Genomic DNA, 24,905 nt, shown 5'->3' with positions numbered 1-24,905 from the left:
GGATGGCGCGCTTTCTCGTTGTCGCTCTGGGATCGTGCCTGCTCGCCGGTTGTGCCAGTGTCGATCCCTACGGACTTCCACCTGTCATGCAACGCTTGCAACGCAGTGACGAAGTGGGTGTTTGCACGCGGCTCTTTCAGAACAGTGATCTCCTGATCGACGCGGCAGGCACCCGCGACGTGCAGGCGCATCGCGTGCCCGGATTTCCGCACCTGCGAGTCGATCGAGTACTTGCCGAGCTGGTCGCGGAAAGTGGCGCCCAGAATGCGCGGCAAATCTTGGTCTGGCGGGAGGCGCTGGCGGCGCTGGACGAGGCAGGTCGGCGCGTTGAATTGCTGAACGCTGGTCCCGATGCCGCAGTTTCGATCGAGTTGCTCGGCAAGTGCCGGCAATTGCTGGCGGCCGCCGACCAGGCGGATCTGCCCGCATTGGTCGACGCTGCCAAGGTGCCCGACGACTACTCCAGCAGCATGCGGTTGCTTGGGCTGTATCCGTTGACGCGCTACGCTTTTGCCGCGGGAATCCGTAACTGGCAGACCAACACGCTGGCCGTCTTCGCCGCGCACGCGGCGAGCGACCCGCCGGGTCCGCCGCGCGTACACTACGGCGTCGCCGAGCAGTCAGCAGATGTGCCGCTGTTCGGGGACCTGTCGCTACCCGCCATGCCGACGATTGCCCGCGACACCCTCGCCCGCCTGATCGTGCGCCATGCCCCGCGGTTCGCAATCGCCACGTCAACCAACGACGATCTTCCCGGCGCTCTCGTCTGGCAGCGTGATGCAGGAACGCGGTGGCAAGTCGGAGTTGCCGCCGACCAGCCGGCGTTGTACGTGCGCAGTGGACAGACGCGTTTCGGTGGCCGCTGGCGCTTGCAGCTGATATACACTCTGTGGTTTCCGGCGCGTCCGTCGGCGCACGCCTACGACGTTCTTGCCGGGAGACTCGACGGTTTGCTGTGGCGCGTCACCGTGGCTGAGAACGGAACTCCCTTGCTGTACGATACGATCCATCCCTGTGGCTGCTATCACCTGTTCATCCCCACTGAGCACGTGCGGGCGCGGCCGCAGGCCGATGGCATCGATGAGGGTCTGTTCGTTCCGCAGACGCTGCCAGCGCCAGCTGTGGACGAACGCGTCGTGCTGAAGCTGGCCCCCGGCACCCATTACCTGCAACGGGTCGAGATCGCTGCCGCGGCCGGCGACGCAGGTCTTTCCCTGGCGTTGCGCGACGACGAGGAATTGAGGATGCTACCATTGCCGGGAGGCGGCACGCACAGTGCCTTTGCTCCCGATGGGCTGGTTGCCGGCAGCGAGCGGCTCGAACGTTTCTACTTCTGGCCGACCGGGATCGCCAGCGCCGGGCAAATGCGGCAATGGGGCCGGCACGCGACGGCGTTCGTCGGACGTCGTCATTTCGACGATCCCTTGCTGATCGATCGCTATTTCGAGGAATTGCCGTGATCCACGCGCAAGCCGGCGGCCACTGGGCACGGCCATGAAACTCAGGGTTGCCACGTACAACATCCACAAGGGCGTGACGGGAATCCGCGGGCGCCCGCGCATCCACGACGTCCGCATGGCACTGGAAGCGATCGATGCCGACATCGTCTTCCTGCAGGAGGTGCAGGATCGCAACGAACGTCTGGCGCGCAAGCCGGGCTATCCAGTCTCCGGCACGCAACTCGATTTTCTCGCCACCGGTGCCTACGCCCATCGTGCCTACGGGATGAACGCGATCTATCCGCACGGTCACCATGGCAACGCGATCCTCTCGCGTCATCGCATTGTCAACTCCAGCAACCACGACATCTCCGACCATCTGCTGGAGAGGCGCGGCTTGTTGCACGCCGTGACGCAGGTGGGCCGCAGCAAGGGCAGGGAAGAAGTGCACCTGATCTGCGTCCACTTCGGACTGATCAAGCGCAGTCGGCTTCGCCAGGCGACGTATCTCGCCGACTTCGTGCACCGCGAAGTTCCCGTCAAGGCGCCGCTGATTATCGCCGGCGATTTCAACGACTGGCAGCAGCGCGTCGACGTCCTGTTGCGCGAACGGCTCGCCGTGAATGAAGTGGCAGTCGCCGCGACGCCACCGCCATCGAAACTCGATTTCCTGAGCCGCCTGCTGGCGTGGCGATCGGCGCGTGACGCACTGGTTGGCGTTTCGCGCACCTTCCCCAGTTTCGCCCCGTGGCTGACTCTGGACCGAATTTACGTGCGCGGCTTCCGGGTGCTCGACATGCACGTCCCTCAGGGTCTGGCTTGGGCGCGCTGCTCTGACCATGCGCCCCTGATCGCCGAGCTCGAACTCTAGCTGCGACCGTCGAAGCTCGGGAGATGACGATGAATCGTCCTTGTCAGCCGGCAGACAAGTGGTCGCTGCAGACCCTTGGCACCGTATTGTTCCTACTGTTGTCTGCCTACTTTCTGATTTTTCATTCTCTTGGCCAGAGAGCTCTTGCCGGATCCGAAGACCGCTGGGGAGAAATTGCCAGAAACATGCTGCTGCACGGCGACCTGTTTCACCCGGTAATCAACGGCGAGGTATATTTCGACAAGCCCCTGTTGTCGTACTGGCTGATCGTCCTTGCTTCCCTCTGTGCGAATGACTTGAACGAATTTGTCGTGAGGCTGCCGGGAGCAGTCGCCGCCTTGCTGACCCTGTTCTGCAGCCACCGGATCGCCCGCGATCTTTTCGGCGCTCGTGTTGCCTGGCTGAGTGCATGTCTGATCGCTACCAGCTACGGGTTCCTGTTCTGGTCCCATACTGCATCGGCGGAACTGTCCAATCTGGCATTGATCGCCGCTGCGACTGCCTGGTTCGTGCATCGCCGGGATCGCGCCGATTTTTCCTCGTATCTGATCTTTTATCTGCTCTGCGCCGTCGGCTGTCAGTTGAAGGGACTCACGGCGATAACCGTACCGCTCCTCGTGGTCGCGCCCTACGTGCTGCGTGGCGGGCGCTGGAAACAGCATGTCAACGTTGCCCATTTGCTGGCCATCGTGCTTGCCGCAGGCGTCTTTCTGCTTCCCTACCTGCTCGCCGGGTGGCAGCCACTGCCCGCGGCTGTCCAGGCACAGCGGAATCACCTGTCGGGTCTCGATCTCCTGATCCGCGAGAACATCGTGCGATTCTTCCAACCATTCGACCACGACGATCCTTTCTACAGCTACCTGTATGAACTGCCAAGGATTCTCTTTCCATGGATGTTTCTGTTTTTCGCCGCTCTGGCACGCTACGCGTCGCGCTACAGGCAACTGGATGAAAGCCTGCGCTGGCTGCTGCAAGCCATTGTCCTCATTTTTCTTTTCTTCACCCTTTCCGGCTCAAGGCGCTGGTACTACATCCTGCCGATCACGCCGTTCTGCATGATTCTGGTCGCCGCCTACATGGACGAGGCGAGTAGCGATGCATGGCGCCGGCGGGCGATGATCGCAACGGTGTTCGTGCTGCTGGTGATTGCGCTCGTGCTGCTGCTCTTCCCCTTCGCGGTTGCCGTGTACGCGGGGGATGTTGCGATGCCGAACGAGTTCCTGATCGGCTCCGCCGCAATCGGCGTGGGTGGCGCCGGCATCGCGTTGCTGGGAAGGAATCGCGTGGCGATCCTCCAGAACCTGACCTGCATCGATTCCCGCTTTCCCTCGCCGCTGTCCCTGGCCCTGCTGCTCGCTGCACTGGAAATGGCCGTAGTGTTTGGCCTAGTTCTTCCCGGAGCGGACAGCTACCGGCAGCAAAAACCGTTTGCACTGTCGCTGGCCGGGCAGATCGGAGATGATCGACGGCTGGCTTTCTACCGCAAGAAGAACACGACTCTTGCGTTCTACCTGAATGCCAAGGAAGCGATTCCGACGATCAATTCCAGGTCGGAACTGGTTGCGATCGGTGATGAGGTCGTGTTGATTCTCGAAGAAGCCGACCGGGAAGCGTTTTTCCAGGAATTCCCGGAATTGCGGACCATGCCACCAGTTCTCAAGGAGAGGCCGACCAGACAACGGTTTGCTGGGGGCGGCAGTGGCTTGGTTGCGTATCGAGCCCGCTGAGTGCTTGCTCCCCCGGGTGGACCCGAGCCCACCCGGTAGACGAGCTGTTCACGCCGGCAATGGCTCCGGGTTGCCGAGGGCAGTAGTGTTCAGCCCACCATCCACGTACATGATCTCGCCGGTGATCCCGCTGGCAAGGTCGGAGAGCAGGAAAGCGGCGGCATTGCCAACTTCGTCGATGGTGATGTTGCGGCGCAGTGGTGCATTGTGCGCGTTGTAGGCGAGCAGGCGCGAGAAGTTGCCGATGCCGGATGCCGCGAGCGTCTTGATCGGGCCGGCGGAAATGGCGTTGGCGCGAATCCCCTGCGGACCGAGGCAGAAGGCGAGGTAGCGGGTAGCCGCCTCGAGACTGGCCTTGGCCAGGCCCATGGTGTTGTAGTTGGGCATGGTGCGCTCGGCACCAAGATAGGAGAGGGCGAGCAGGGCAGGGTGGTGACCACGCAGGAGCAGCGGCCGGGCTGCCTTGGCCAGCGCCGGGTAGCTGTACGCAGACACGTCGTGGGCGATGCGGAAAGCGTCGCGCGTGATGCCTTCGAGGAAGTCGCCTTCGATCGCTTCGCCGGGAGCGTAGGCGATCGAATGCACGAGGCCGTCGAGGCCGTCCCAGTGCTCCGCCAGTGCTGCGAAAAGATTATCGATTTCGGCATCTTCGCAGACGTCGCACTGATAGATCAGCGTGCTGTCGAATTCCCTGGCGAACTTGGCGAGGCGATCCTTGAAGCGCTCGCTCTGGTAGGTGAAAGCGAGTTGAGCTCCTTCGCGATGGCAGGCTCTGGCGATACCGTAGGCGATCGAGTGTTTGGAGAGCACGCCGGTGATCAGGATGCGCTTGTCTGCGAGGAATCCCATGAGTTCTCCGTGACTAAGGTTGGCTGGAGTTGCGGTTTTTGGATCAGCTTAACCGGAGCATTATAAAGGATTTGCCGAACGATCCGGCGATTCGTCGGGAGTGCGCGACGGGCGCCAGGGCTGCCAGCGCGGGCGGGCAGCGGCAGCGGATCCGACGAGTTCGCGCTACACTTCGCTTCATGTCGGCTCTTCGCTCGCTCTTGCTACCCGTGCTGGTCCTGCTCGTCGCCTGTGGCAGCGAGCAGAATGATCCCTATCCGAACGCCGAGCGCGGCCAGAACATACTCTATTCGGCATTCACCGAGCGTCCGAAGCATCTCGATCCGGTGCAGTCGTACACCGAGGACGAGATCGTGTTCACGGCACAAATCTACGAGCCGCCTTTGCAGTACCACTACCTGAAGCGGCCGTATACGCTGATTCCCCTGACCAGCGACGCCGTGCCGGTGCCGCGCTACTACGACGAGCAGGGTCGCGAACTGGTGGCCGATGCGCCGGCGGCAAAGATCGCCTTCAGCGTTTATGAAATCCGGATTCGTCCGGGTATTCATTACCAGCCGCATCCCGCTTTCGCCGTCGACGAGACCGGCCAGGCGTTCTATCGGGATCTTGCTGACGGGCAGTTGCGCGGCATCGAGACGCTTGCCGACTTCGCCAGAACCGCCAGCCGAGAATTGATCGCCGACGATTACATTTACGAGATCAAGCGCCTGGCGCATCCGCACGTGCATTCGCCGATTTTCAGCATGATGGCGGAACGCATCGTCGGCCTGCGCGAACTCGGCGCCACGCTGCAGAAGGAAGCCAACGGCCTGCCGCCGGGTACCTGGCTGGATCTCGACCGCTTTCCGCTGACCGGCGTCACCCGCGTCGATCGCTACCGTTACCGCATCAAGCTGCGCGGCAAGTATCCGCAGTTCGTCTACTGGCTGGCGATGCCATTTTTCGCACCGGTACCGCGCGAGGTCGACCGCTTCTATCACCTGCCGGGAATGGCCGCGAAGAATCTGACACTCGACTGGTATCCGGTGGGCACCGGGCCGTTCATGTTGACGCGGAACGATCCAAACAGCCGCATGGTTCTCGAGCGCAACCCCAATTTTCATGGCGAGACCTATCCTTGCCAGGGCGAGCCGCAAGACGCGCTGGACGGCCTGCTGGACGACTGCGGCAAGCGACTGCCATTCATCGACAAGGCGGTGTTCTCGCGCGAAAAGGAGAGCATCCCGTACTGGAACAAGTTCCTGCAAGGCTATTACGACGCTTCGGGAATTTCGTCCGACAGCTTTGACCAGGCGGTGCGGCTCGGTGTCGGCAGTGAAGTACAGCTCACCGACGAAATGCGCGAGAAGGGGATTCGCCTGCTGACCAGTGTGCGCGCTTCGATCTTCTACATGGGTTTCAACATGCTCGATCCGGTGGTCGGCGGCCTTGCCGAGCAGCCAACCAAGCTGCGCCAGGCTCTGTCGATCGCCATCGATCAGGAAGAATTCATCTCGATCTTCATGAATGGGCGTGGCATTGCCGCGACCAGCCCGCTGCCGCCGGGGATTTTCGGGTACGTCGAGGGCCAAGCGGGCAGCAACCCGGTGGTCTACGACTGGGTCGACGGGCGGGCGCAGCGCAAGTCGATCGAGGTCGCGAAGAAGCTGCTGGCCGAAGCGGGCTGGCCAAACGGCCGCAACTCGACGACCGGCGAGCCGCTGGTACTCAACCTGGACACGACGAGCGGGGGCATGGGCGACAAGTCGCGGCTCGATTGGCTGACCCGCCAGCTTGCCAAGCTGGACGTGCAACTCGTCGTGCGCTCGACCGACTTCAACCGCTTTCAGGAGAAAATTCGCAAGGGAGCGGTGCAGCTCTATTATCTGGGCTGGAACGCCGATTATCCTGACCCCGAGAACTTCCTTTTCCTGCTCGCCGGTGGCGAAGGCAAGGTTGCCAGAGGTGGGGAAAATGCGTCCAACTACGCCAACCCGGAGTTCGATCGCCTCTTCGACCAGATGAAGAACATGGAGAGCGAGGGACCGCGTGGGGTCCAGCGGCTGTCGATCATCCGCCAGGCGGTGGCGCTGCTGCAACATGACGCGCCGTGGATCTACGGCTTCCATCCGACCAGCTACACGCTTGGCCATGTCTGGCTGCGCAATCGCAAGCCGACCGACGTCGGTCACAATATTCTGAAGTATCAGCGCATCGATGTCGCCGAGCGACTACGGCTGCGGCAGCAGTGGAATCGGCCGGTGCTCTGGCCGCTGGCAGTGTTCGCCGTCGCGCTTGTCGCCGCCGTCCTGCCGGCGGTGATCGCCTACCGTCGCCGCGAACGCCGCACGGCGCGCGGATGAACCCGTTCCTGCGCAGCGTCACGCTGCCCGGCGCGCCTTGAGGTATATTCGCCAACCATGCTCGCCTACCTCGTTCGCCGTCTGCTGTATGCGTTGCCGATCCTGATCGGTGTCAACCTCGTCACCTTCGCGCTGTTCTTCGTGGTCAACAGTCCGGACGACATGGCGCGCATGCAGCTCGGTGTCAAGCGCGTGACGCCGGAAGCGATTGCCCGCTGGAAGGCGGAACGCGGCTACGACAAGCCGTTGTTCATCAACGAGGCGGCCAATGGTACCGCGGTGTTTACCGATACCATTTTCTTCAGCAAGTCGGCACGCATGTTCGCCGGCGATTTCGGGCGAGCCGAGGACGGCCGAGACATCGCCAGGGAGATCGTTTCGCGCATGGGACCATCGCTCGCGATCGCGCTGCCGACGTTCCTTCTCGGCCTGCTGGTGACGATTTCCCTTGCTCTTCTGCTGACTTTCTTCCGTGCCAGCTATCTCGATTTCTGGGGTGTCGTGCTTTGCGTCGCGATGATGTCGATCTCGGGCCTCTTCTACATCATCGGTGGTCAGTACCTGGTCAGCAAGGTCTGGCGGCTGGTACCGATTTCCGGCTATGGCGGTGGTCTGGATGCATGGAAGTTCCTGATTTTGCCGGTGGTGATCGGAGTCGTCTCGGGGATCGGTTCCTCGACGCGCTGGTACCGCACGATCTTTCTCGAAGAGATTGCACGCGATTATGTCCGCACTGCGCGTGCGAAGGGGCTGTCCGAGCTGACCGTGCTTTTCCGGCACGTCCTGCGCAACGCGCTGATTCCGATTCTGACCGGCGTCGTGGTGGTGATTCCGCTGCTGTTCATGGGCTCGCTGCTCACCGAATCGTTTTTCGGAGTTCCCGGGCTCGGCAGCTATACGATCGACGCAATCAATGCGCAAGACTTTGCCGTGGTGCGTGCGATGGTTTTCATCGGGTCGGTGCTGTATATCGTGGGGCTGATTCTCACGGATATTTCCTACACCTTCGTCGACCCGAGGATTCGTTTCCACTGATGGCACCGGTCGTTCTCTGGTCGGACGCACTGATCTGGCTGTTGGTGGCCGCTGCACTGGCGTTCGCCTGGGGGTCGCGGCGCAATCCGCTGCTGCGCGCTGCATGGCAGCGAGTGGGCCGGAGTCGGACGGGAATGGCGTCGGCGACGGTGCTGCTGTTCTACGTTTGCGTCGGTCTGCTCGATTCGCTGCATTTCCGGCCGCGTCTGGAAAGCGGCGAGACGCAGATCGCCGCCAGCAGCGAGCGAAAGCCGGCGGTGTATGCGGTGCAGGTTCTCTCGCTGCTTGACGCCGTTCTCAGCCCCTTGCGCACGCGCAGTGAAAAAACCTACTCGGAACCGCTGGCGACGAGAGCGCACGCGAAGGAAGCGATCGAGCTGCGCGACGCCAGTGGCCGTGTTCGCCAGATCCGTGATTACCCTCGGTTGCAGTACGGTGGTGCCCATCTCGGCGCCGACGAAACGCGACGCGACGCCGACATCGGCGAACGACTGCTGCGCGCGCTGGCGATCGCGCTGCTCGTCTGGTGGGCGCTGGCCGCGGCAACCGCAACCGCTCTGGCACGCATCGAGGCCTGCTCGCACGTCGAGGCCTGGCGGCGCATCTGGTGCAACGAGACCGGTTTTGCCTGCAACGCGGTGCTCGCGGTGATCGCTGCGCTGCTGCTGGTGGGCATTGCGCTCGGTCAGCTTGCCGTCGATTACCATGTTTTCGGTACCGACAAGGTGGGACAGGATGTCCTTTATCAGGTGCTCAAGAGTGTGCGCACGGCGCTGGTCATTGGTCTGGTGACGACGCTGGTGATGTTGCCGCTGGCAGTCTTTCTCGGCGTCGTTGCCGGTTATTTTCGCGGCTGGGTCGATGACCTGATCCAGTACCTGTACACGACCCTCAGCTCGATTCCCGGCGTGCTGCTGATCGCCGCCGCCGTGTTGATGATGCAGGTGGTGATCGACACCCATCCACAGTGGTTCGCGACTGCCGCCGAACGCGCCGACCTTCGTCTGCTGGCGCTGTGCTTCATCCTTGGAGTCACCAGCTGGACCGGCCTGTGCCGCCTCTTGCGCGGCGAGACGCTGAAGCTGCGCGAACTCGAATACATCCAGGCGGCGCAAGCCTTCGCCGTTTCCGACCTGCGCATCCTCGCGCGGCACATTCTGCCCAATTTGATGCACATCGTGATCATCGCCCTGGTCATGGATTTCTCCAGCCTGGTACTGGCGGAAGCCGTGCTTTCGTACGTCGGCATCGGCGTCGATCCGACGATGATCAGCTTCGGAACGATGATCAACAATGCTCGCCTGGAACTGGCGCGGGAGCCGGCGGTCTGGTGGTCGTTGGCGGCTGCTTTCGTCTTCATGTTCACGCTGGTCCTGGCCGCCAACCTGCTCGCCGACGCCGTTCGCGATGCTTTCGATCCTCGGCTGGCAGGGGCCGCATGAACCGGGCGCCGCACGCGCAGGAGAAGGAAACGCTGCTCGAGGTACGCGATCTCTCGATCGCCTTTGCCAGCGGTCGCTCGCTGTTGATGGCCGTCGATCGCGTCGGCTTGCACGTTGCCACGGGGGAAACCTTGGCGCTGCTCGGCGAATCGGGTTGCGGCAAGTCGGCAACCGCGCTCGCGCTGCTGCGCCTGCTGCCGGCCGCCGGCCGCATTGTCGGCGGTCAGGTGTCGTTTGCCGGTCGCGATCTGCTCGCGCTGCCGGAAACCGAAATGCGTGGCGTGCGCGGTGGTGGCATGGCGATGATTTTCCAGGAGCCGGCGACCAGCCTCAATCCGGTGCTCACCATCGGTCACCAGGTCGCCGAAGTGCTTGTGCGTCACCTTGGCCTGGCGGGGTCGGAGGCGCGCGCGCGCGCATTCGAACTGCTGACGGCGGTCGGGATTGCCGATGCGGCGCGCCGGCTCGACGAGTATCCCTTCCAGCTCTCGGGCGGCATGAAGCAGCGGGTGATGATCGCTGTCGCTCTGGCCGCCAATCCGCGCCTGCTGATTGCCGATGAACCGACGACGGCGCTCGACGTGACCATGCAGGCGCAGATTCTGGAACTCCTGCGCCGCTTGCAGGTGGAACGTGCGATGGGCATGCTGCTGATCACTCACGACCTTGGCGTCGTCGCGCAGTTGGCGACTCGGGTGGGCGTGATGTATGCCGGGGAGATCGTTGAGGAAGCACCCCGCGACAGTTTCTTTTCCTCGCCAAGGCATCCGTACACGCAAAAGCTGTTTGCCGCCTTGCCCGATCTGGCGCGACGCGGTGGTCGGCTCGAGACGATTCCCGGACAAGTGCCGCCCCTTTCCGGGATGCCCGCTGGTTGTCGTTTCGCGGCACGCTGCGCGCATGCCTGGCAGCACTGCCGCGAGGAGGCGCCGGATTGGCGGCTCGTGGGACCTGCTCATCGCGTGCGCTGCCATCTAGTCGACGGGTTGGCGGCGCAGATCGGCGGAGCCGCTTCGCCGGTAGCGTCGGCGCCGGCAGGCAGCTCACCGCCGGCGCCGTCGGTGCTCTCGGTGACGGATCTGTGCGTGCATTTCCCGATCCGGCGCGGCGTGCTGCAGCGTACCGTCGGTCATGTGCGTGCGGTCGATGGCGTTTCGCTCGAACTGGCGCGAGGCCAGACGCTGGCGCTGGTCGGGGAATCCGGTTGTGGCAAGACGACCGTCGGCAAGGCGGTGCTGCAACTGCTCCCGGTCGCTGGCGGCAGCGTCCGCTTGCTGGGCGAGGAACTCGGCGCTTGCTCACGCGCTGCGCTGCGCCAACTGCGGCGACGCATGCAGATGATTTTCCAGGATCCCTTCGCGTCGCTGAACCCGCGCCTGGCGGTCGGCGAGATCATCGGCGAGGGCATGCGCGCGCTCGGGACGACTGTCGATCGGCGTCACGAAGCGGCGGCAATCGCCGCCGTGTTGCAACAGGTGGGCCTCGATCCAGCGGCCGCCGAGCGTTACCCGCACGAATTCTCGGGCGGGCAGCGTCAGCGCATCGCGATTGCCCGGGCATTGGCCGTGCAGCCGGACCTGGTGATCTGTGACGAGCCCACCTCGGCGCTCGACGTTTCGGTGCAGGCCCAGATTCTCAATCTGCTGGCAAGCCTGCAAGTGGAACTCGGACTCGCCTACCTGTTCATCACCCACAACTTCGCCGTGGTCGACCATCTCGCAGATCTGGTGGCGGTGATGTACCTTGGCCGCATCGTCGAGCAGGGGACGGTGGATGAGGTGCTGCGCTCGCCGCAACACCCTTATACGTGGGCGCTGTTGTCAGCCGTGCCGAGCCTTCGCCTGGAAGAGCAGCCGGAGTTCGTTCGCCTGCCGGGGGAAATCCCGTCACCCGCCAACCCGCCGGCCGGCTGTCATTTTCATCCGCGCTGCAGACAAGCCATGGTGACCTGTGGTGCACGCTATCCGCAGAAGACTGCGCTGTCGGGGACGCATAGCGTGAGCTGCCACCTGTATCCCTAGGCCGGGACGTCGTCCCGCGACGTCCTCGTTCTCGGCACCGTTGGGAGACTACAGCGTGTTCTGCACGAGTTGAATGGTCAGCGTCTGTCCGGGCTTGAGGTCATTGCCGTGGATGCGGTTCCAGCGCAGCAGGTCATCCTTCTCGACCCGGAATTGCTTGGCAATCGATACCAGAGTGTCGCCACGGCGAATGGTGTACTGAGCGAGTTTCGCGGATTTCTTGCTTGCCTGCCGGGAGTGGTCTGGGGAATCTTCGGCTTTCCTTCTGCCATCGGCTCGTGCCAAGGTCTGGCGGCTTTCCACTTCTGCGACTTCGCTGCGCGACCTGCCGCTCGCCGGTCTGGCCGCCGCTTCGGGCGCTGCCACGGCGAGCTTGCTGCCAGCGTTGACCTGATCCGCGCGCAGCTTGTTGAGCTGCTTCAGTTCGGCGACGGTCATGCCATAGTGGCTGGCCACCTGTGCCAGCGTCTCACCTTTGAGTACCGTGTGCGTCCGCGTGCCGGGAGCAGCGGCTGGCCGCTCATTCTCGGCGATGACGGTTCGTGCCGCCGCGGTGGCCGGCCTGGCGCTTTCCGGTGCGCTCACCAGCAGCTTGCTGCCGGCGTTCACCTGGTTGGTCCGCAGCTTGTTGAGTTGTTTGAGGTCGGCAACGCTCATGTCGTAGCGTTCGGCGATCTCGGTCAGCGTTTCGCCTCTGCGCACGGTGTGGTTGCGTGTGGCGGCCACGACCACCGCTTCCGCTCGCGACTCGATACGTTTGCCGTCGGCGTCAGCCGGCGTATGTCCGGCTGCCGGCCTGCTCGGTTCGGCTGCCGCGAGCGTCAGCTTGCCGGACGCCGACGCGGTCACGGTCAGTCTGGTGCCGGCGTCCACCTGGTTGGCGTGCAGCTTGTTGAGGTGCCTGAGCTCGGCCACACTCATGCCATAGTGCTGTGCCACGTTGAGCAGGGTTTCCCCCTTCGCCACGGTATGCGTACGCGTGACGACCGCAGGCGCGGGTTCAGGCTGCGGCAGGCGCGGCGGTTCGGCAGCTGGCTGCGCTTCCGGCAGTCCGGCGACGTCGGACGGATCAGCCCCCTCCTGTGCGGCGACCAGAAGCGTCAGTCCGGGTGCCAGCTTGATGCGGCCGTTGATGCCATTCACCGCCTTGAGATTGGCGACGGTCATGCCAAAGCGTGGAGCCACTTCTTCAAGCTTGTCGCCAGCCCGCAGCGTGTACGCCTGCCAGGAACTCAGTGGCTTTTCACTCTCCTCATGCGCTTCGAGATTGCTGATGAAGGTGTCGACCTTGTGTGCCGGAATGACCATCGGCGTTTCCGACTTGATGACCGGGCGATTGTGCGCCGGGTTGAGTGCGACGAACTCCCGCACCGGCATCTCGGCGAGTTGCGCCGCCAGCTTGACGTCGATGTTGCCATTGCTGGTTACGGTGGTGAAATAGGGCCGGTTGGGGACCCCGCGGATATTGAGGCTGGCGAGGATGTTCGGGTTGCTGAAGACGTTTTTCAGCGCCTGCAGCTTGGGAACGTAATTGCGCGTTTCCTCGGGCATCGTCAGGCTCAGGTAGTCGGTTGGCATCCCGTTCGCCTTGTTCCGGTTGATCGCCTTGCCGACCGCGCCTTCCCCCCAGTTGTACGACGCAAGGGCGAGATGCCAGTCGCCATGCAGATCGTAGATGTATTGCAGGTAGTCGAGTGCAGCAGCGGTCGAGGCGACGATGTCACGGCGCTCATCGACCCACCAGTTCTGTTCGAGCTTGTATTGCTTGCCGGTGGAAGGCACGAACTGCCACAGGCCGGAAGCATGACTGCGTGAGTAGGCGGCTGGATTGTAAGCGCTCTCGACCATCGGCAGCAGGGCCAGTTCGGTCGGCATGCCGCGCTTCTCGATCTCTTCGACGATATGGTGAAGGTAGCGGCTGCTGCGCTCGACCATGCGGCGCAGCGATTCCGGGTGATTGAGATACCACTGCTGATGATGCAGAACGAGCGAACTGTTGATGTTCGGCATCGAGAAGCCACGCCGTATGCGCTGGAACAACTCTTCGGGTTCGGAAGTCAGATCAATGGTTTCGGGCAGTTGCGTCGGCGTGACGAGCTCGAAGACCGGCAGTACTCCGCCGGGATCGATCCGCCAGGCGGCATCGGTTGCAGCCGACTCTGGCGACCGGGGATTTGGGGTGGAATTCGGAGCGGAACGCTGACTGGCCGTTTCGTCCGACGACGCAGCACCGCAGGCAAGGGCAAAAGCAATAGCGAGCGCGATTCGTGGCGTCATCCGTAACATCCTGTTCTCGTTTTCGGGTGGGCGCCAGTTCATCCCGGTTGCGTGGGATCACCTGGTCGAATGGTGAGGCTGCAAGCCGACCATTATAGATCAAAGACCTCGGCGAAGTGGATGGCAATTTTGCAGAAAATTGCTGGCCTGCCAGCCGCAGCGGGAAGGTGCAGGCCGTGCGGCGAAAAAAAGCCCGGCGCGGGCCGGGCTTCTTGTCAGGGATGCTGGCGGAGTGGACGGGGCTCGAACCCGCGACCCCCGGCGTGACAGGCCGGTATTCTAACCAACTGAACTACCACTCCGTGCTGGGCGCCGTCCAAGTCAAACGTTGTAGAGAAACGTGGTGTGTCAGTTCTCCGTTCCACATCTCGCGGCGCGCAAGCTGCGCATTATAGCGAATTTCGAAGGGCAAGCAAGAGGGTGAGCCAGTCTGGTTGCGCTGCGTTACAATGCGCGCGGCTCGCCGTGTCTAACGAGTGGCAAACACGGCCTGGCCGGAAAACTTTCGAGTAGCGATGCCGACGAGCGAACCACAATCGATCCACGACCCGGTCCCGAGCACGCCGCCGGCGGGCGTTCGCTACGTGGATGCGATCCGTTTTTGGCTGAAGCTTGGCTTCCTCAGTTTCGGCGGGCCGGCGGGGCAGATCTCGCTGATGCATCAGGAACTCGTGGAGAGGCGACGTTGGCTGTCCGAGCGACGCTTTCTGCATGCGCTGAACTTCTGCATGCTGCTTCCCGGGCCGGAGGCACAACAGCTCGCGACCTACATCGGCTGGTTGATGCATCGCGCCCGTGGCGGCATTGTCGCCGGCACGCTGTTCGTACTGCCGTCGCTGGTAATCCTGATTGGGTTGTCGTGGGTATACGTCGCTTTCGGCGAGGCCCCGCTGGTCGCCGGTCTGTTCTACGGAATCAAGCCGGCGGTTACCGCGATCGTGCTGCAGGCGGCGCATCGCATCGGTACTCGTGCCTTGCGAAACTGGGTTCTGTGGGCGGTAGCGGCCGCTTCCTTCGTAGCCATCTTTGTCCTCTCCATGCCGTTTCCGGCGATCGTCGCATGCGCCGGGCTGATCGGGCTTTGCGGCGGGCGCGTGGCGCCCGACAGGTTCACGGCCGGCGGCGGGCATCGCCAGGCCGACAGATCCTTCGGTCCGGCGCTGATCGATGACCACACTCCGCCTCCGGAGCACGCGCGCTTCAGTTGGTCGGGCCTGCTGCGCGTGGCGATCGTTGGTAGCCTGCTGTGGCTGCTGCCGATGGGGCTGCTGATCACCCTGCTTGGCTGGGAGCACACCCTGACGCAGATGGGCTGGTTCTTTACCAAGGCAGCCTTGCTGACCTTCGGCGGCGCCTACGCCGTGTTGCCCTACGTCTATCAGGGGGCAGTCGGGCACTATGGCTGGCTGACCCCGACGCAGATGATCGATGGCTTGGCGCTCGGGGAGACGACGCCGGGACCGCTGATCATGGTGGTGGCCTTCGTTGGATTCGTCGGTGGCTATGCCCGCGCGCTGTGTGGTCCCGATGCATTGTTCCTGGGCGGGGCGGTGGCGGCTTCGCTGGTCACCTGGTTCACCTTCCTGCCGTCATTTCTTTTCATTTTCGCCGGCGGGCCGCTGATCGAATCAACGCACGATGACCTCAAGTTTACCGCTCCGCTGACCGCGATCACGGCGGCGGTAGTCGGTGTGATTCTCAACCTGGGGCTGTTCTTCGGCTACCATGTTCTCTGGCCGAAGGGGTTTGCCGGGAGCTTCGACTGGTTATCCGCGTCGATTGCGCTGCTTGCGGCGACCGCACTCTTTCGCTATCAGACGAATGTCATCCACGTGATCCTTGTCTGCGCCGTCGGCGGTCTGCTGCTGCAGACTGTGCTCGGATGACGGCGATGGCGGGCCACAGTCACGGCTTGACGCAATCGTAGTAAATGAGGTCAGGGTCGCCTTCCACGACCACTTGGCCCAGACAGATGATCCCGCGGTCGTGCAGGGTGAACTCCTCGCGCTGCACGAAGAAGCGTGAACCGTTCTCCAGCAGGAGATAGGTGCCGTTGGTGCTGCCATCGACGAGAATGAACCTGCCCTGACGGAACTCGATATCGGCATGGCTGCGTGACACCAGGTCCTGGTCCACCACCAGGTTGTTCCTTTCGCCTCGTCCAAGGGTGAATACGCGCGAGTCGGGCAAGACCTCGAAAGTCGTCCCACGATGCGTCAGTACCAGTCGGGCGAAAAGCAGACTGCGCAACTCCTCCTGTTGCTCGACGCTGACGAGTTGCGTCAGGCTCGATGATTCCTGCCAGATGAACTCGACGATCTCAATCTCGTCCTGCTTGCCGCGGACCCGCGACCAACCGAGACTGCGAGTCATCTGCTGGAGATCGGCTGGCAGGTGGCGAACGGTCTCGCGGGTGGTGATGATCTGCTCGGCCTTGGCCAAGGAAACCATACGGGCTGCGACATTGACGGCGTCGCCGAAGAGATCGTCGTGTTCGACCAGCACGGGGCCGTGCTGCAGGCCGATCTTGATGGCAATGTTGAATTCCATCAACGCCGGGTCGTCCTTGATACCGGCTTGCATCTCGCAGGCGGCGTTCAAGGCCCGCTCCGCGCTGGGGAAGCGGCTCATGATTTCGTCACCGATGGTCTTGATCACCGTACCGCCGAACTCGGCGGTCTTGCCTTTCAGCAGATCGAGCACTCGGCTCTCGATCTGACGCGCCTGCCAGTCGCCGTGGATTTCGAACAGGCGGGTGCTGCCACAGATGTCGGCGAACAGCACGGTTGCCGATATCTGTTGGCGCGCGGCCTTCCGGTCGCCCGGTGCAGACATTTGGTCGCGCAACTTCATCGTGATCTCGCGAATCCTCCCTGGATCTGAACGTCAAGTTTTCACTGCCACGCGCTGCCGGATGCCATCTGCGAACAGGAGTCGTGGCCGGGCCGGCACGCGCGACAGGAACCACACTTGACGTCGATGATACTCTTCCTCGCCGCTTTCGGCATCGTCGGCGGCGATCGGCGCCGCCCTCCATTATCTCCGAACGCTGCTGAATCGGTCCTTAAGGAAAGCGGCGACACCTCGGCTTGATACCTGTGAGCCTGCCGTCCGTTCCCGCGAGATTAGCACGGCCCTGGGTCGGGTAGAAGACGCAAGGGCCGGAGTTGCCGTAGACGTCGTGGACCGGATCGCGCATGGAACCGTTGCCATGCCTCGTGGCAGCGACCTCTCGAACTCGCCGTTGGTGCCAATGGGTGCGAACGAATGCCTGGTCAACCGACGGAGGGTCCGGCAGTGGGACGAAAGCGGGTGTGGTAGCGTCAATACTTCACTCGTGCGAAATAGGTCTTCTCGGAAGCATCCAGAGCTTGCCGCAGCGTCACGATTCCCGCCCTGGCCAGCAAGGGCACCATCTTGAGAAACACCTCGGCAGTGGCGCAGGCGTCGCCCAGACCGCTGTGCCGGCCTTCGACCACGATTCCCAAGCGTTCCGCGATGCTGTCGAGCTGGTGCGAGTCCTGATTCGGATGCAGCACTGCGGAAAGCAGCAAGGTGTCGAGCACCGGTTGGTTGAAAACTACCCCCGTACGCGCTTCCTTCAGTTGCAGGAAGCGCATATCGAAGGCGGCATTGTGCGCGACCAGCACGGTGTCGCTGCAGAAGTCGTGGAAAGCTGGAAGAACCACGTCGATATGTGGTTGCCCACGCACCATGTCGTCGGTGATTCCGTGAATGCGGATTCCCTCTGGCCGGAGAAAACGCTCCGGGTCCACCAGTTGGTCGAAATTCTCGTTGCCCAGCAAACGGCCGTTGACGATGCGCACCGCGCCGATCTGGATGATCTCATCCCCGGCGGCCGGCTGGAGGCCGGTAGTCTCGGTGTCGAAAACGGTATAGGCGAGGTCGGTGAGCGGCCGATCGAGGTCGATGTTCTGATCACTGAAATGAAAGAGGTCGAAGTCGTAATACTCTGGCCGGACACCGATGTCGTCGATCGTCTCTCCCGGCGCCATGTTCTCGGGGGAGGCCAGCGGCAGGACATAACGGAAGAAAGCGCGATGCGCGGCTTTCTCCCGGTCATACCAGATTTCACCGCCGTGGCGGTCGATCACGTCACGCAAGGACAGGGGAGAGCTCTCGCTGCCAACCTGCATGGCGTCGGTTTCCCATGTGTAGAAGGTTTCGGACGACATAGCGTGTCCGGTCCAGATCAGATCGAGGTAGGCGAGCTTGCCGGAGGGCATGAGCCGGAAGCGCAAGTCCTTGATCTCGTAGTGATCGACGAGCCGGGAGGCGAGGAAGCACATGGAGAAGACCAGCGAGAAGCTGTCCGCGCGAAGCCACAGCGCTTCATCGACTTCCTCGGTCTTGCTCGGCAGCTTCAAATGTTGCTCGATGCGGCGTTGGGCAGCGGCGATGATGTCGCCTCCCAATACGTCTTCGAGCGGCCACCGGGTCTTCAGGGAATCGGCGAACTCGCTCATCGTCTGGTCAAGGCGCTGGCTCATTCGCACCACTTCATCGCTGATGATGCCGACAAAACGTTCGCGAATTTCCCCGTCCATGTCCGGATAGTCCATCAGGTTGCCGACCGCTACCCGAATGTTGGCCAAGCTGCCCCGGCTGCCGTCGGTCAGCGATTGCAGCACCTGGTCACGACGCGATTCCTGTTCGAGGCTGCGGGTGATATTTTCCACGGTGAGCACGTAGCCGCTCATTTCGCGCTTCTCAGAAGCCTCACCGGTCGACAGCACGGGCACCAGTTGCACGCGCAGGAGCTGGCCGCCCCGCGCCGACGTGATGAAATTGGCGATGGCCGTCGCGGTCCCCTTGTGCAGTCGCTGACGAACCACCTCGAGCGCGTGATCGATCTGGTTGCGTTCGAGAATCGAGAAGATCGAACGGCCGAGGCCGATCAGCGCGCCACCGACACCCGCAGTGCTGCCTTGTGCCAGCGCCTTGAACTGGAGCCGGGCACGGCTGTTGTAGAGCAGGATGCGGCCGTCCAGGTTGCACACCACGACCGCCTGCGCGAGTTCGGACATCAGCGCTGCGAGACGGTTCTTTTCTTCCTCTACCGACGCTTTGGCGGCAGCGATCTGCGCGTCGACATCGTCCATCAGTCCGTCGCGCTGCTGCGCCAGGTCGTTGGTCGCCATGGCCAGCAATTGCACTTCTGGCGGACCTTCGGGCGTGACCCGGAAATTGCGGTTGGCCGAGAGCATCAGGCGCAGGTTCTCCACCATCTTCAGCAGGCCGTGAACGTACTCGCGGAAGAGGTAGCGGATGACCAGCAAGCCGACAGCGAAGCCGAAGGCGGTCATCAGCGCGCCGAGAGAAAGGTGTGGCGCAATCAGCTGGAGCAGCAGCGCCTGTTCGGCCGGTTGCGCGCTGGCCCAGACCAGGACTGCCGTGACCAGGAATGGCCCGGTCATCAGCAGTCCGAGAACGACGATAGAAACTATCAGGCGGGCGCGGGCATTCACCCGTCACACCTGCTCGCTACCCGCGGCTTCTCGACCGATCATGACTCCCTCCCATGCTCGGCCCTATTTTACCGCGGATCAGCGACGTGATTGCCGCCTGCCTTGCCTAGCGTCGCACGCTGATTGAGTGACCCTTCCTGCGCCAGCAGGCGGGTTTTTGCAAGGCGGAAATGTCCAGGCGCTGCGCAACGAAGATCTCCTGGGCAAGCGCCCAACGATGGCGCTCGTCCCGGGATGCGCCGGCAATCTGCTCAAGCCATTTCTGGATTCGGTTCATGGCGATTGACTCCTCTGTCGGGTTGAATTGATCGGATTTCACAACCATGGGAACCAGAATAACCGAATACTGAATATTTGTACAGTTTTTTCTTCCAGGCGAGTCGCCACGGTGAGGGTGGGCCTGAAGTGGGCAAGCGGCAGGAATGATGCGTGGCCGGAAGTGCGAATCCGCGATTGACTGACGAGGCTGGCGCAAAATATACTCCGCGCCCGAGTTGGCCCGCCTTGCAGCCGGCCGCCAAACATCCGGTCCCTTCACCATCTCAAGGAAAGCCAACCCATGTTCCGTTCCGCCGCATTTGTAATTGCACTTTTGCTGGCCCCTGCATTTGCCTCCGCACAGGTGGGCGATGGGCGTCTCAAGAAGATCAAGGAGAGCAAGACGGTCGCCATCGCATATCGCAGCGATGCCCTTCCATTCTCGTTCATTGACGACGCAACCAAGCAGCCGACCGGCTACAGCATTGATCTCTGCCGCCGTGTCGTCAGCGTCCTGGCGCAGCGGATCGGTGTCGAGGGCGTTCAGATCAAGTGGGTGCCCGTCACTCTGCAATCGCGCATGGAAGCAATCCAGAAGGGCCAGGCGGACATGGAGTGCGGTTCGACAACGGTGACTCTGTCGCGCATGCAGCAGGTCAACTTCTCCAGCTTCATCTTCGTGGACGGGACCGGTCTGCTGATCAAGTCCGACTCGAACGTGCGCCAGCTTGCCGACCTCGGTGGCAAGAAGATCGGGGTCATGCCGGGCACGACCAACGAAGCCGCGCTTAACGCCGCTCTCAAGCGCAGCGTGATCAACGCGATCGTGGTTCCTGTCAAGACACGCGAAGAGGGGTTGGCAGAATTCGAGGCGGGCCGGATCGATGCGTTCGCCAGCGACAGGGTGCTGCTCCTGGGCCTGGGGTCGAAAGCGAAGGACCCGAAGAAGATTTCTCTCCTGTTGGAAGACCTGTCATTCGAGCCCTATGCAATTACGCTGCCACGTGGCGACGACGATTTTCGCCTGGCGGTCAATGCGGCGCTGTCGCAGATCTACCGGAGCGGCGCGATTGGCGAGATCTTCCAGAACTGGTTCGGCGCTCTGGGCAAACCGGGACCCGTCCTGGAAGCCTGTTTCCTCTTCGGTTCCATTCCCGATTAAGTTTTTTTCGGTGATCCATGGAATCGGGCCGCAATGCGGCCCGATTTCGTTAGACTGGCCGGGAGATTGCTCCCGGTGGGCGGATCTCTTCGCCAGGATCCTCCCTGCGATCGGTCAGTTCGGCGGATTGACCACTACGTACTGAACCTGGTTGCCGACATACTGCGGCTGGTACCAGGTGCTGCCGCACTGCTGGTAGGCAATGCCATTGTAGTTGTATGGCGAACAGTTTGGCGGCACCGTCTGAACGATCGAGCCGACGACGGCGGCGGTTACCGCGACGGTGGCCGTCACTGCGGCGGCGGTCGCGACCGGATGATAGTTGTTGTTCCAGCCGCCCCCGCCCTGATTGACATTGACGTTGCGGTTGACGTTGACGTTGTTCACGCTGGTATTGCGAACGTCGTTGGCGCGCACATCCCGATTGCTGTTGTTTACCTGCACATCGCGGCCGCGGGCGCCACTGGCGCCTGCGGCTGCTGCACCTCCGCCAGCGCGAGCGCCACCACCACCGGTGGCTGCTGCCCCGCCACCACGACCACCACCGCCACCACCAACGCCGCCGCCGCCGCGAGCCTCGACCACGGGGACAAGGACGAAACTGGCCAGAAGCACGGTGCTCAAGGGGACCGCGAACCATTTGCCGAATGATTTTTTCATGTTGGGACCTCCTTTACTTGCTGTCCAGCGGACGGATGCCAATTGCGCGGGCGTCTTTGGGTGGCGTGAACTGGAAGATTGCATCCTTGAAGGCCGGCTTCAGGTTCCAAAACAGGTAGGAAACCGACTGCGGCCGGGCTTCGTCGAAGCGGCTGGTAATCACCAGCTTGCGGGGTAGCGGCGAATCCCCGGCGCTGATCCAGATTTGCCAATCGACCTTGCCCTGGCGAAAGGCGTAGTGATCGCACAGATCCTTGCCGATGAAATCCTGGCCGGCGTTCATTGCCGACTCGATATCGTCGAGCGGAGCATCGTCGGTCCCCCAGAGAAACAGGTCCGCCATTGGTACCTGCACGCCGTACCTGGTGGCCAGTTGCTCGATCAAGCCACGGATGTTGTTGGGGACTTCGGCGGTGGCGTAGTACTTCAGGGCTGGCGTGTACAGGGTGGCCGTCGTTCCCCGGTAGACCAGCTCGCGCTCGGCGCGGGCGCTCCACATCAACGCACGCAGCTTGTCGGGCCGCTGCACCTGGATCTCTGCCGACGAACTCTGCTGCAGTTTTTGCCCGTCTTCCAGAACCTGTTCCGAAGACAGTTCGGTCCTCACCTGAAAGCGCTGCAGAGATTGCAGAAAAGCGCCCATTTTTCTTAACGCCTGAATCGAGGCGGTGTCAACTGCGTTGGCGACGGTCGGCGAGGTACCTGCGGGAGCGGACTCTGCGCAGATACCGGCCGCCGCGAACGACAGCGCGAGCATGCTGAGCACCAGTTTGTTGCGTGCCATGGTGATCTCCTTTGTTGGCGACGAAGCGGTGGCGGGAACAACTCTCTTGCTGGATCGATGCCACGCCGGCCTTTCCTGGCTCCGCACCGTGCGGACGTCGGATCGGCGACAGGTAATCGTGTCCAGGGCAAGAAGATGGTGGCCATGATAGCCTATCGGCATGAGTTTGGGCATCCGGCCGTCACTGCATCGGGCCATGGTTGCGATGGTCCGTCCCGGCTGCGCGCCATTCTTTTCGAGGCGCCCGCTGGCGGTGCCGGGCGAACGGCCGTGGCGCGACTGCTCTGGCGCGACTGGCGCCGAATGTCGACAGGCGTTATCCTCGCCATCGCTCCCGCCAACGCAATGGACGCATTCCTTCCACCAACCCGGAGACAACTGTGCCTGCACTGCTGCCGCAACCTGACCCCGATGGACTGCTCGAATACTCGGTGGTCTATACCGATCGCTCTCTGAACCACATGTCGCAGCGTTTCCAGGGCGTGATGAAGGACATCGCACGAATCCTGAAAACCGTCTACAACGGCAAGACCGCGATCGTGGTGCCGGGCAGCGGCACTTTCGGCATGGAAGCGATCGCGCGTCAGTTTGCCACCGACCGGCAGTGCCTGATCATCCGTAACGGCTGGTTCAGTTTCCGCTGGACGCAGATTCTGGAGATGGGGCGAATCGCCTCGGCGAACACCGTCCTGGCGGCACGGAGCACGAGCGAGGAGCCACTTTCGCCGTTCGTACCGCCGCCGATCGACGAAGTCGTTGCCCGCATCCATGCCGACAGACCGGCCGTCGTCTTCGCGCCGCACGTCGAAACCGCTTCCGGGATGATCCTGCCCAACGACTACCTGCGCGCGGTCGGCGAAGCCGTACGTGCCGTCGATGGCCTTTTCGTTCTCGACTGCGTCGCCTCCGGCGCGATGTGGGTGGATATGGTTGCCAATGCCGTCGATGTGCTGCTCAGCGCTCCGCAGAAGGGCTGGACGGGGCTGCCATGCTGTGCTCTGGTCGTACTCGGCGAACGCGCACGGGAAAGGATAGATGCCACCGTGAGCACCAGTTTTGCCTGCGATCTCAAGAAGTGGATGCAGATCATGGAGGCATTCGAAATGGGCGGGCATGCATATCATGCGACCATGCCGACCGACGCACTGGCCGCCTTGCGCGACGTGATGCGTGAAACCGAAAACTACGGCTTCGAGCGGGTACGCCAAGAACAGCTCGAAGTCGGCCTGCGCGTGCGCGCGCTGCTTACCGGCAAGGGCTTCCGAAGCGTCGCCGCCGAAGGCTTTCAGGCACCTGGCGTAGTCGTCAGTTACACCGACGATCCTGAAATTCAGTCGGGCAGGAAGTTCGTCGCGGTCGGTGTCCAGACCGCCGCTGGCGTGCCCCTGCAATGTGGCGAACCAGCCGACTTCAGCACATTCCGGATCGGCCTCTTCGGCCTGGAAAAGCTCCACAATCCGGACCGCACGGTGCGCAATCTGGCCGATGCTCTCGATGCAGTTGCGCGCATGCAACCGGCTTCTGGAAGCTGATGGCCAGCTCTAGTGACACGAAGCGATGGCAGTGCGTAATCGCAACGACTGCTGCTGCCTGCTCGGGTACCCGTAGGAGCCACGCTGCCGCTGTTGCCCGCTGACTTTTCCCGAGCCTGAAGGGGAGATCTGGCTGTGGTATCATGTGCGGTTATTTCCATTGCCGATACGGCGGACATGCTCAACTGCGATCTTCATTGTCATTCGATCTGCTCGGATGGTCTCCTGTCCGCGGCGGAGCTTGCTCGGCGGGCAGTGGCGAATGGCGTGGATATGCTGGCGCTGACCGACCACGATGACCTCGCCGGCCTGCCGGCGGCGCGTCTCGTGGCGGACGAGCTGGGCATGGCTTTCGTCGATGGCGTCGAAATCTCGATCGAGTGGGAGAGTTTGCAGATCCACATCCTCGGTTACGCTTTCGACCGTGGCGATCCGGCGCTGAACCAGGGTCTGCAGTCGATTCGCTCCGGTCGCATCGAGCGTGCGCGGCGCATGTCGGCCGAACTGGAGAAGGTTGGCATCACCGGCGCCTTCGCGGGCGCGATGCGCCATGCCGCGAATCCGAGCCTGATCAGCCGCGCGCACTTCGCCCGGTACCTGGTCGAGATTGCCGTCTGCAAGGACCTGCGCAGCGTCTTCGAGTCGTATCTGGTCCCCGGCCGGCCGGGCTACGTTGCCCATCGCTGGCCGACTCTCGACGATTCACTGCGCTGGATTGTCGGCGCCGGAGGCGTCGCGGCGGTGGCTCACCCGGGGCGTTACAAGCTCTCGCGTGCCGACATGCGGCGCTTTCTTGGCGATTTCAAGGATCTCGGTGGACAGGCGATCGAAGTGATGTCCGGCAGTCACACCCAGGAGCATGTCGAAACCTTCGGCCGCCTGGCCGGGGAATTCCGTTTTCTCGCGTCGCGCGGATCGGATTTCCACGGACCGGGGGAGAGTCACGTCGATCTGGGCAGATTGCCGCCGCTGCCGGAGGGTCTGCAGCCCGTCTGGCAGGTGTTCTGAAGTTGG

18 protein-coding genes and 1 tRNA gene are annotated in these 24,905 nt (G+C 62.7%); 11 read left to right on the top strand and 8 right to left on the bottom strand.

The features are described 5' to 3' along the window. Positions 1–2 precede the first annotated feature (2 nt). From NFV80_RS14175 to NFV80_RS14165, 3 genes are read left to right on the top strand one after another with little or no spacing between them, the layout of a single operon-like run. A complete protein-coding gene (locus tag NFV80_RS14175) occupies positions 3–1,460 on the top strand; it encodes a hypothetical protein (RefSeq protein WP_295330613.1) in 1,458 nt (485 codons plus the stop codon). Between the two features lie 34 nt (positions 1,461–1,494). Then, complete coding sequence (locus NFV80_RS14170) at positions 1,495–2,310, top strand: endonuclease/exonuclease/phosphatase family protein (RefSeq protein WP_295330611.1); 816 nt, start codon at positions 1,495–1,497, stop codon at positions 2,308–2,310. Positions 2,311–2,339: 29 nt separating this feature from the next. Beyond that, positions 2,340–4,037 carry a glycosyltransferase family 39 protein gene (locus NFV80_RS14165; protein WP_295330609.1) on the top strand — a complete coding sequence of 566 codons (1,698 nt, stop codon included), beginning with the start codon at positions 2,340–2,342 and terminating at the stop codon, positions 4,035–4,037. Between the two features lie 48 nt (positions 4,038–4,085). On the opposite strand, the gene fabI is transcribed toward NFV80_RS14165, so the two are convergent. Further along, positions 4,086–4,886 (bottom strand): enoyl-ACP reductase FabI, encoded by an 801-nt coding sequence (fabI, locus tag NFV80_RS14160; protein ID WP_295330607.1) that lies wholly within the window; start codon positions 4,884–4,886, stop codon positions 4,086–4,088. A 179-nt stretch (positions 4,887–5,065) separates the two neighbouring features. On the opposite strand from fabI, the gene NFV80_RS14155 reads away from it, so the two are divergent. The 4 genes from NFV80_RS14155 to NFV80_RS14140 are packed head-to-tail and all read left to right on the top strand — an operon-like array spanning position 5,066 to position 11,729. Beyond that, entirely contained in the window at positions 5,066–7,231 is a 2,166-nt protein-coding gene (locus NFV80_RS14155; protein ID WP_295330605.1) for an ABC transporter substrate-binding protein, read from the top strand. A gap of 57 nt (positions 7,232–7,288) precedes the next feature. Continuing rightward, positions 7,289–8,266, top strand: a complete 978-nt coding sequence (locus NFV80_RS14150; RefSeq protein ID WP_295330603.1) for an ABC transporter permease — start codon at positions 7,289–7,291, stop codon at positions 8,264–8,266. Then, on the top strand, positions 8,266–9,708 hold the full coding sequence (locus NFV80_RS14145; protein WP_295330601.1) for an ABC transporter permease: 1,443 nt from the start codon (positions 8,266–8,268) through the stop codon (positions 9,706–9,708). Before NFV80_RS14150 ends, NFV80_RS14145 begins: the two co-directional genes overlap by 1 nt. Then, complete coding sequence (locus NFV80_RS14140) at positions 9,705–11,729, top strand: ABC transporter ATP-binding protein (RefSeq protein WP_295330599.1); 2,025 nt, start codon at positions 9,705–9,707, stop codon at positions 11,727–11,729. The genes NFV80_RS14145 and NFV80_RS14140 overlap by 4 nt, the downstream gene beginning before the upstream one ends. Positions 11,730–11,777: 48 nt before the next feature. Here NFV80_RS14140 and NFV80_RS14135 read toward each other — a convergent pair whose 3' ends face one another. Further along, positions 11,778–14,006 (bottom strand): LysM peptidoglycan-binding domain-containing protein, encoded by a 2,229-nt coding sequence (locus tag NFV80_RS14135; protein ID WP_295330597.1) that lies wholly within the window; start codon positions 14,004–14,006, stop codon positions 11,778–11,780. Positions 14,007–14,231: 225 nt separating this feature from the next. Then, a tRNA-Asp gene (locus NFV80_RS14130) sits at positions 14,232–14,308 on the bottom strand. Positions 14,309–14,521: 213 nt separating this feature from the next. On the opposite strand from NFV80_RS14130, the gene chrA reads away from it, so the two are divergent. Next, positions 14,522–15,892, top strand: coding sequence for a chromate efflux transporter (gene chrA, locus NFV80_RS14125; protein WP_295330596.1), 1,371 nt, complete (start codon positions 14,522–14,524; stop codon positions 15,890–15,892). Between the two features lie 19 nt (positions 15,893–15,911). Here chrA and NFV80_RS14120 read toward each other — a convergent pair whose 3' ends face one another. The 3 genes from NFV80_RS14120 to NFV80_RS14110 form a co-directional block, all read right to left on the bottom strand. Further along, complete coding sequence (locus tag NFV80_RS14120) at positions 15,912–16,859, bottom strand: adenylate/guanylate cyclase domain-containing protein (RefSeq protein WP_295330593.1); 948 nt, start codon at positions 16,857–16,859, stop codon at positions 15,912–15,914. A 470-nt stretch (positions 16,860–17,329) separates the two neighbouring features. Further along, positions 17,330–19,495 carry an exonuclease domain-containing protein gene (locus tag NFV80_RS14115; protein WP_295330591.1) on the bottom strand — a complete coding sequence of 722 codons (2,166 nt, stop codon included), beginning with the start codon at positions 19,493–19,495 and terminating at the stop codon, positions 17,330–17,332. Positions 19,496–19,601: 106 nt separating this feature from the next. Further along, positions 19,602–19,772: a hypothetical protein gene (locus NFV80_RS14110; RefSeq protein WP_296759076.1), complete on the bottom strand. Its 171-nt coding sequence runs from the start codon at positions 19,770–19,772 to the stop codon at positions 19,602–19,604. 282 nt (positions 19,773–20,054) lie between these two features. Between NFV80_RS14110 and NFV80_RS14105 the strand changes: the two genes are divergently transcribed. Next, a complete protein-coding gene (locus NFV80_RS14105; RefSeq protein WP_295330586.1) occupies positions 20,055–20,915 on the top strand; it encodes an amino acid ABC transporter substrate-binding protein in 861 nt (286 codons plus the stop codon). A 114-nt stretch (positions 20,916–21,029) separates the two neighbouring features. Here NFV80_RS14105 and NFV80_RS14100 read toward each other — a convergent pair whose 3' ends face one another. Together NFV80_RS14100 and NFV80_RS14095 are read right to left on the bottom strand one after the other, a co-directional pair. Further along, positions 21,030–21,575, bottom strand: coding sequence for a hypothetical protein (locus NFV80_RS14100; RefSeq protein ID WP_295330584.1), 546 nt, complete (start codon positions 21,573–21,575; stop codon positions 21,030–21,032). A 13-nt stretch (positions 21,576–21,588) separates the two neighbouring features. Beyond that, complete coding sequence (locus tag NFV80_RS14095) at positions 21,589–22,359, bottom strand: DUF2092 domain-containing protein (RefSeq protein WP_295330582.1); 771 nt, start codon at positions 22,357–22,359, stop codon at positions 21,589–21,591. 380 nt (positions 22,360–22,739) lie between these two features. On the opposite strand from NFV80_RS14095, the gene NFV80_RS14090 reads away from it, so the two are divergent. Together NFV80_RS14090 and NFV80_RS14085 are read left to right on the top strand one after the other, a co-directional pair. Then, the gene (locus tag NFV80_RS14090) at positions 22,740–23,891 is read left to right on the top strand and encodes an alanine--glyoxylate aminotransferase family protein (protein ID WP_295330580.1); all 1,152 of its coding nucleotides are present in this window, start codon (positions 22,740–22,742) and stop codon (positions 23,889–23,891) included. Between the two features lie 177 nt (positions 23,892–24,068). Then, positions 24,069–24,899 (top strand): 3',5'-nucleoside bisphosphate phosphatase, encoded by an 831-nt coding sequence (locus NFV80_RS14085; protein ID WP_295330577.1) that lies wholly within the window; start codon positions 24,069–24,071, stop codon positions 24,897–24,899. Positions 24,900–24,905: the final 6 nt, after the last annotated feature.

This window comes from Accumulibacter sp. (assembly GCF_023806565.1).
Classification (GTDB): domain Bacteria; phylum Pseudomonadota; class Gammaproteobacteria; order Burkholderiales; family Rhodocyclaceae; genus Accumulibacter.
This window is presented reverse-complemented; position numbering and strand designations above follow the sequence as displayed.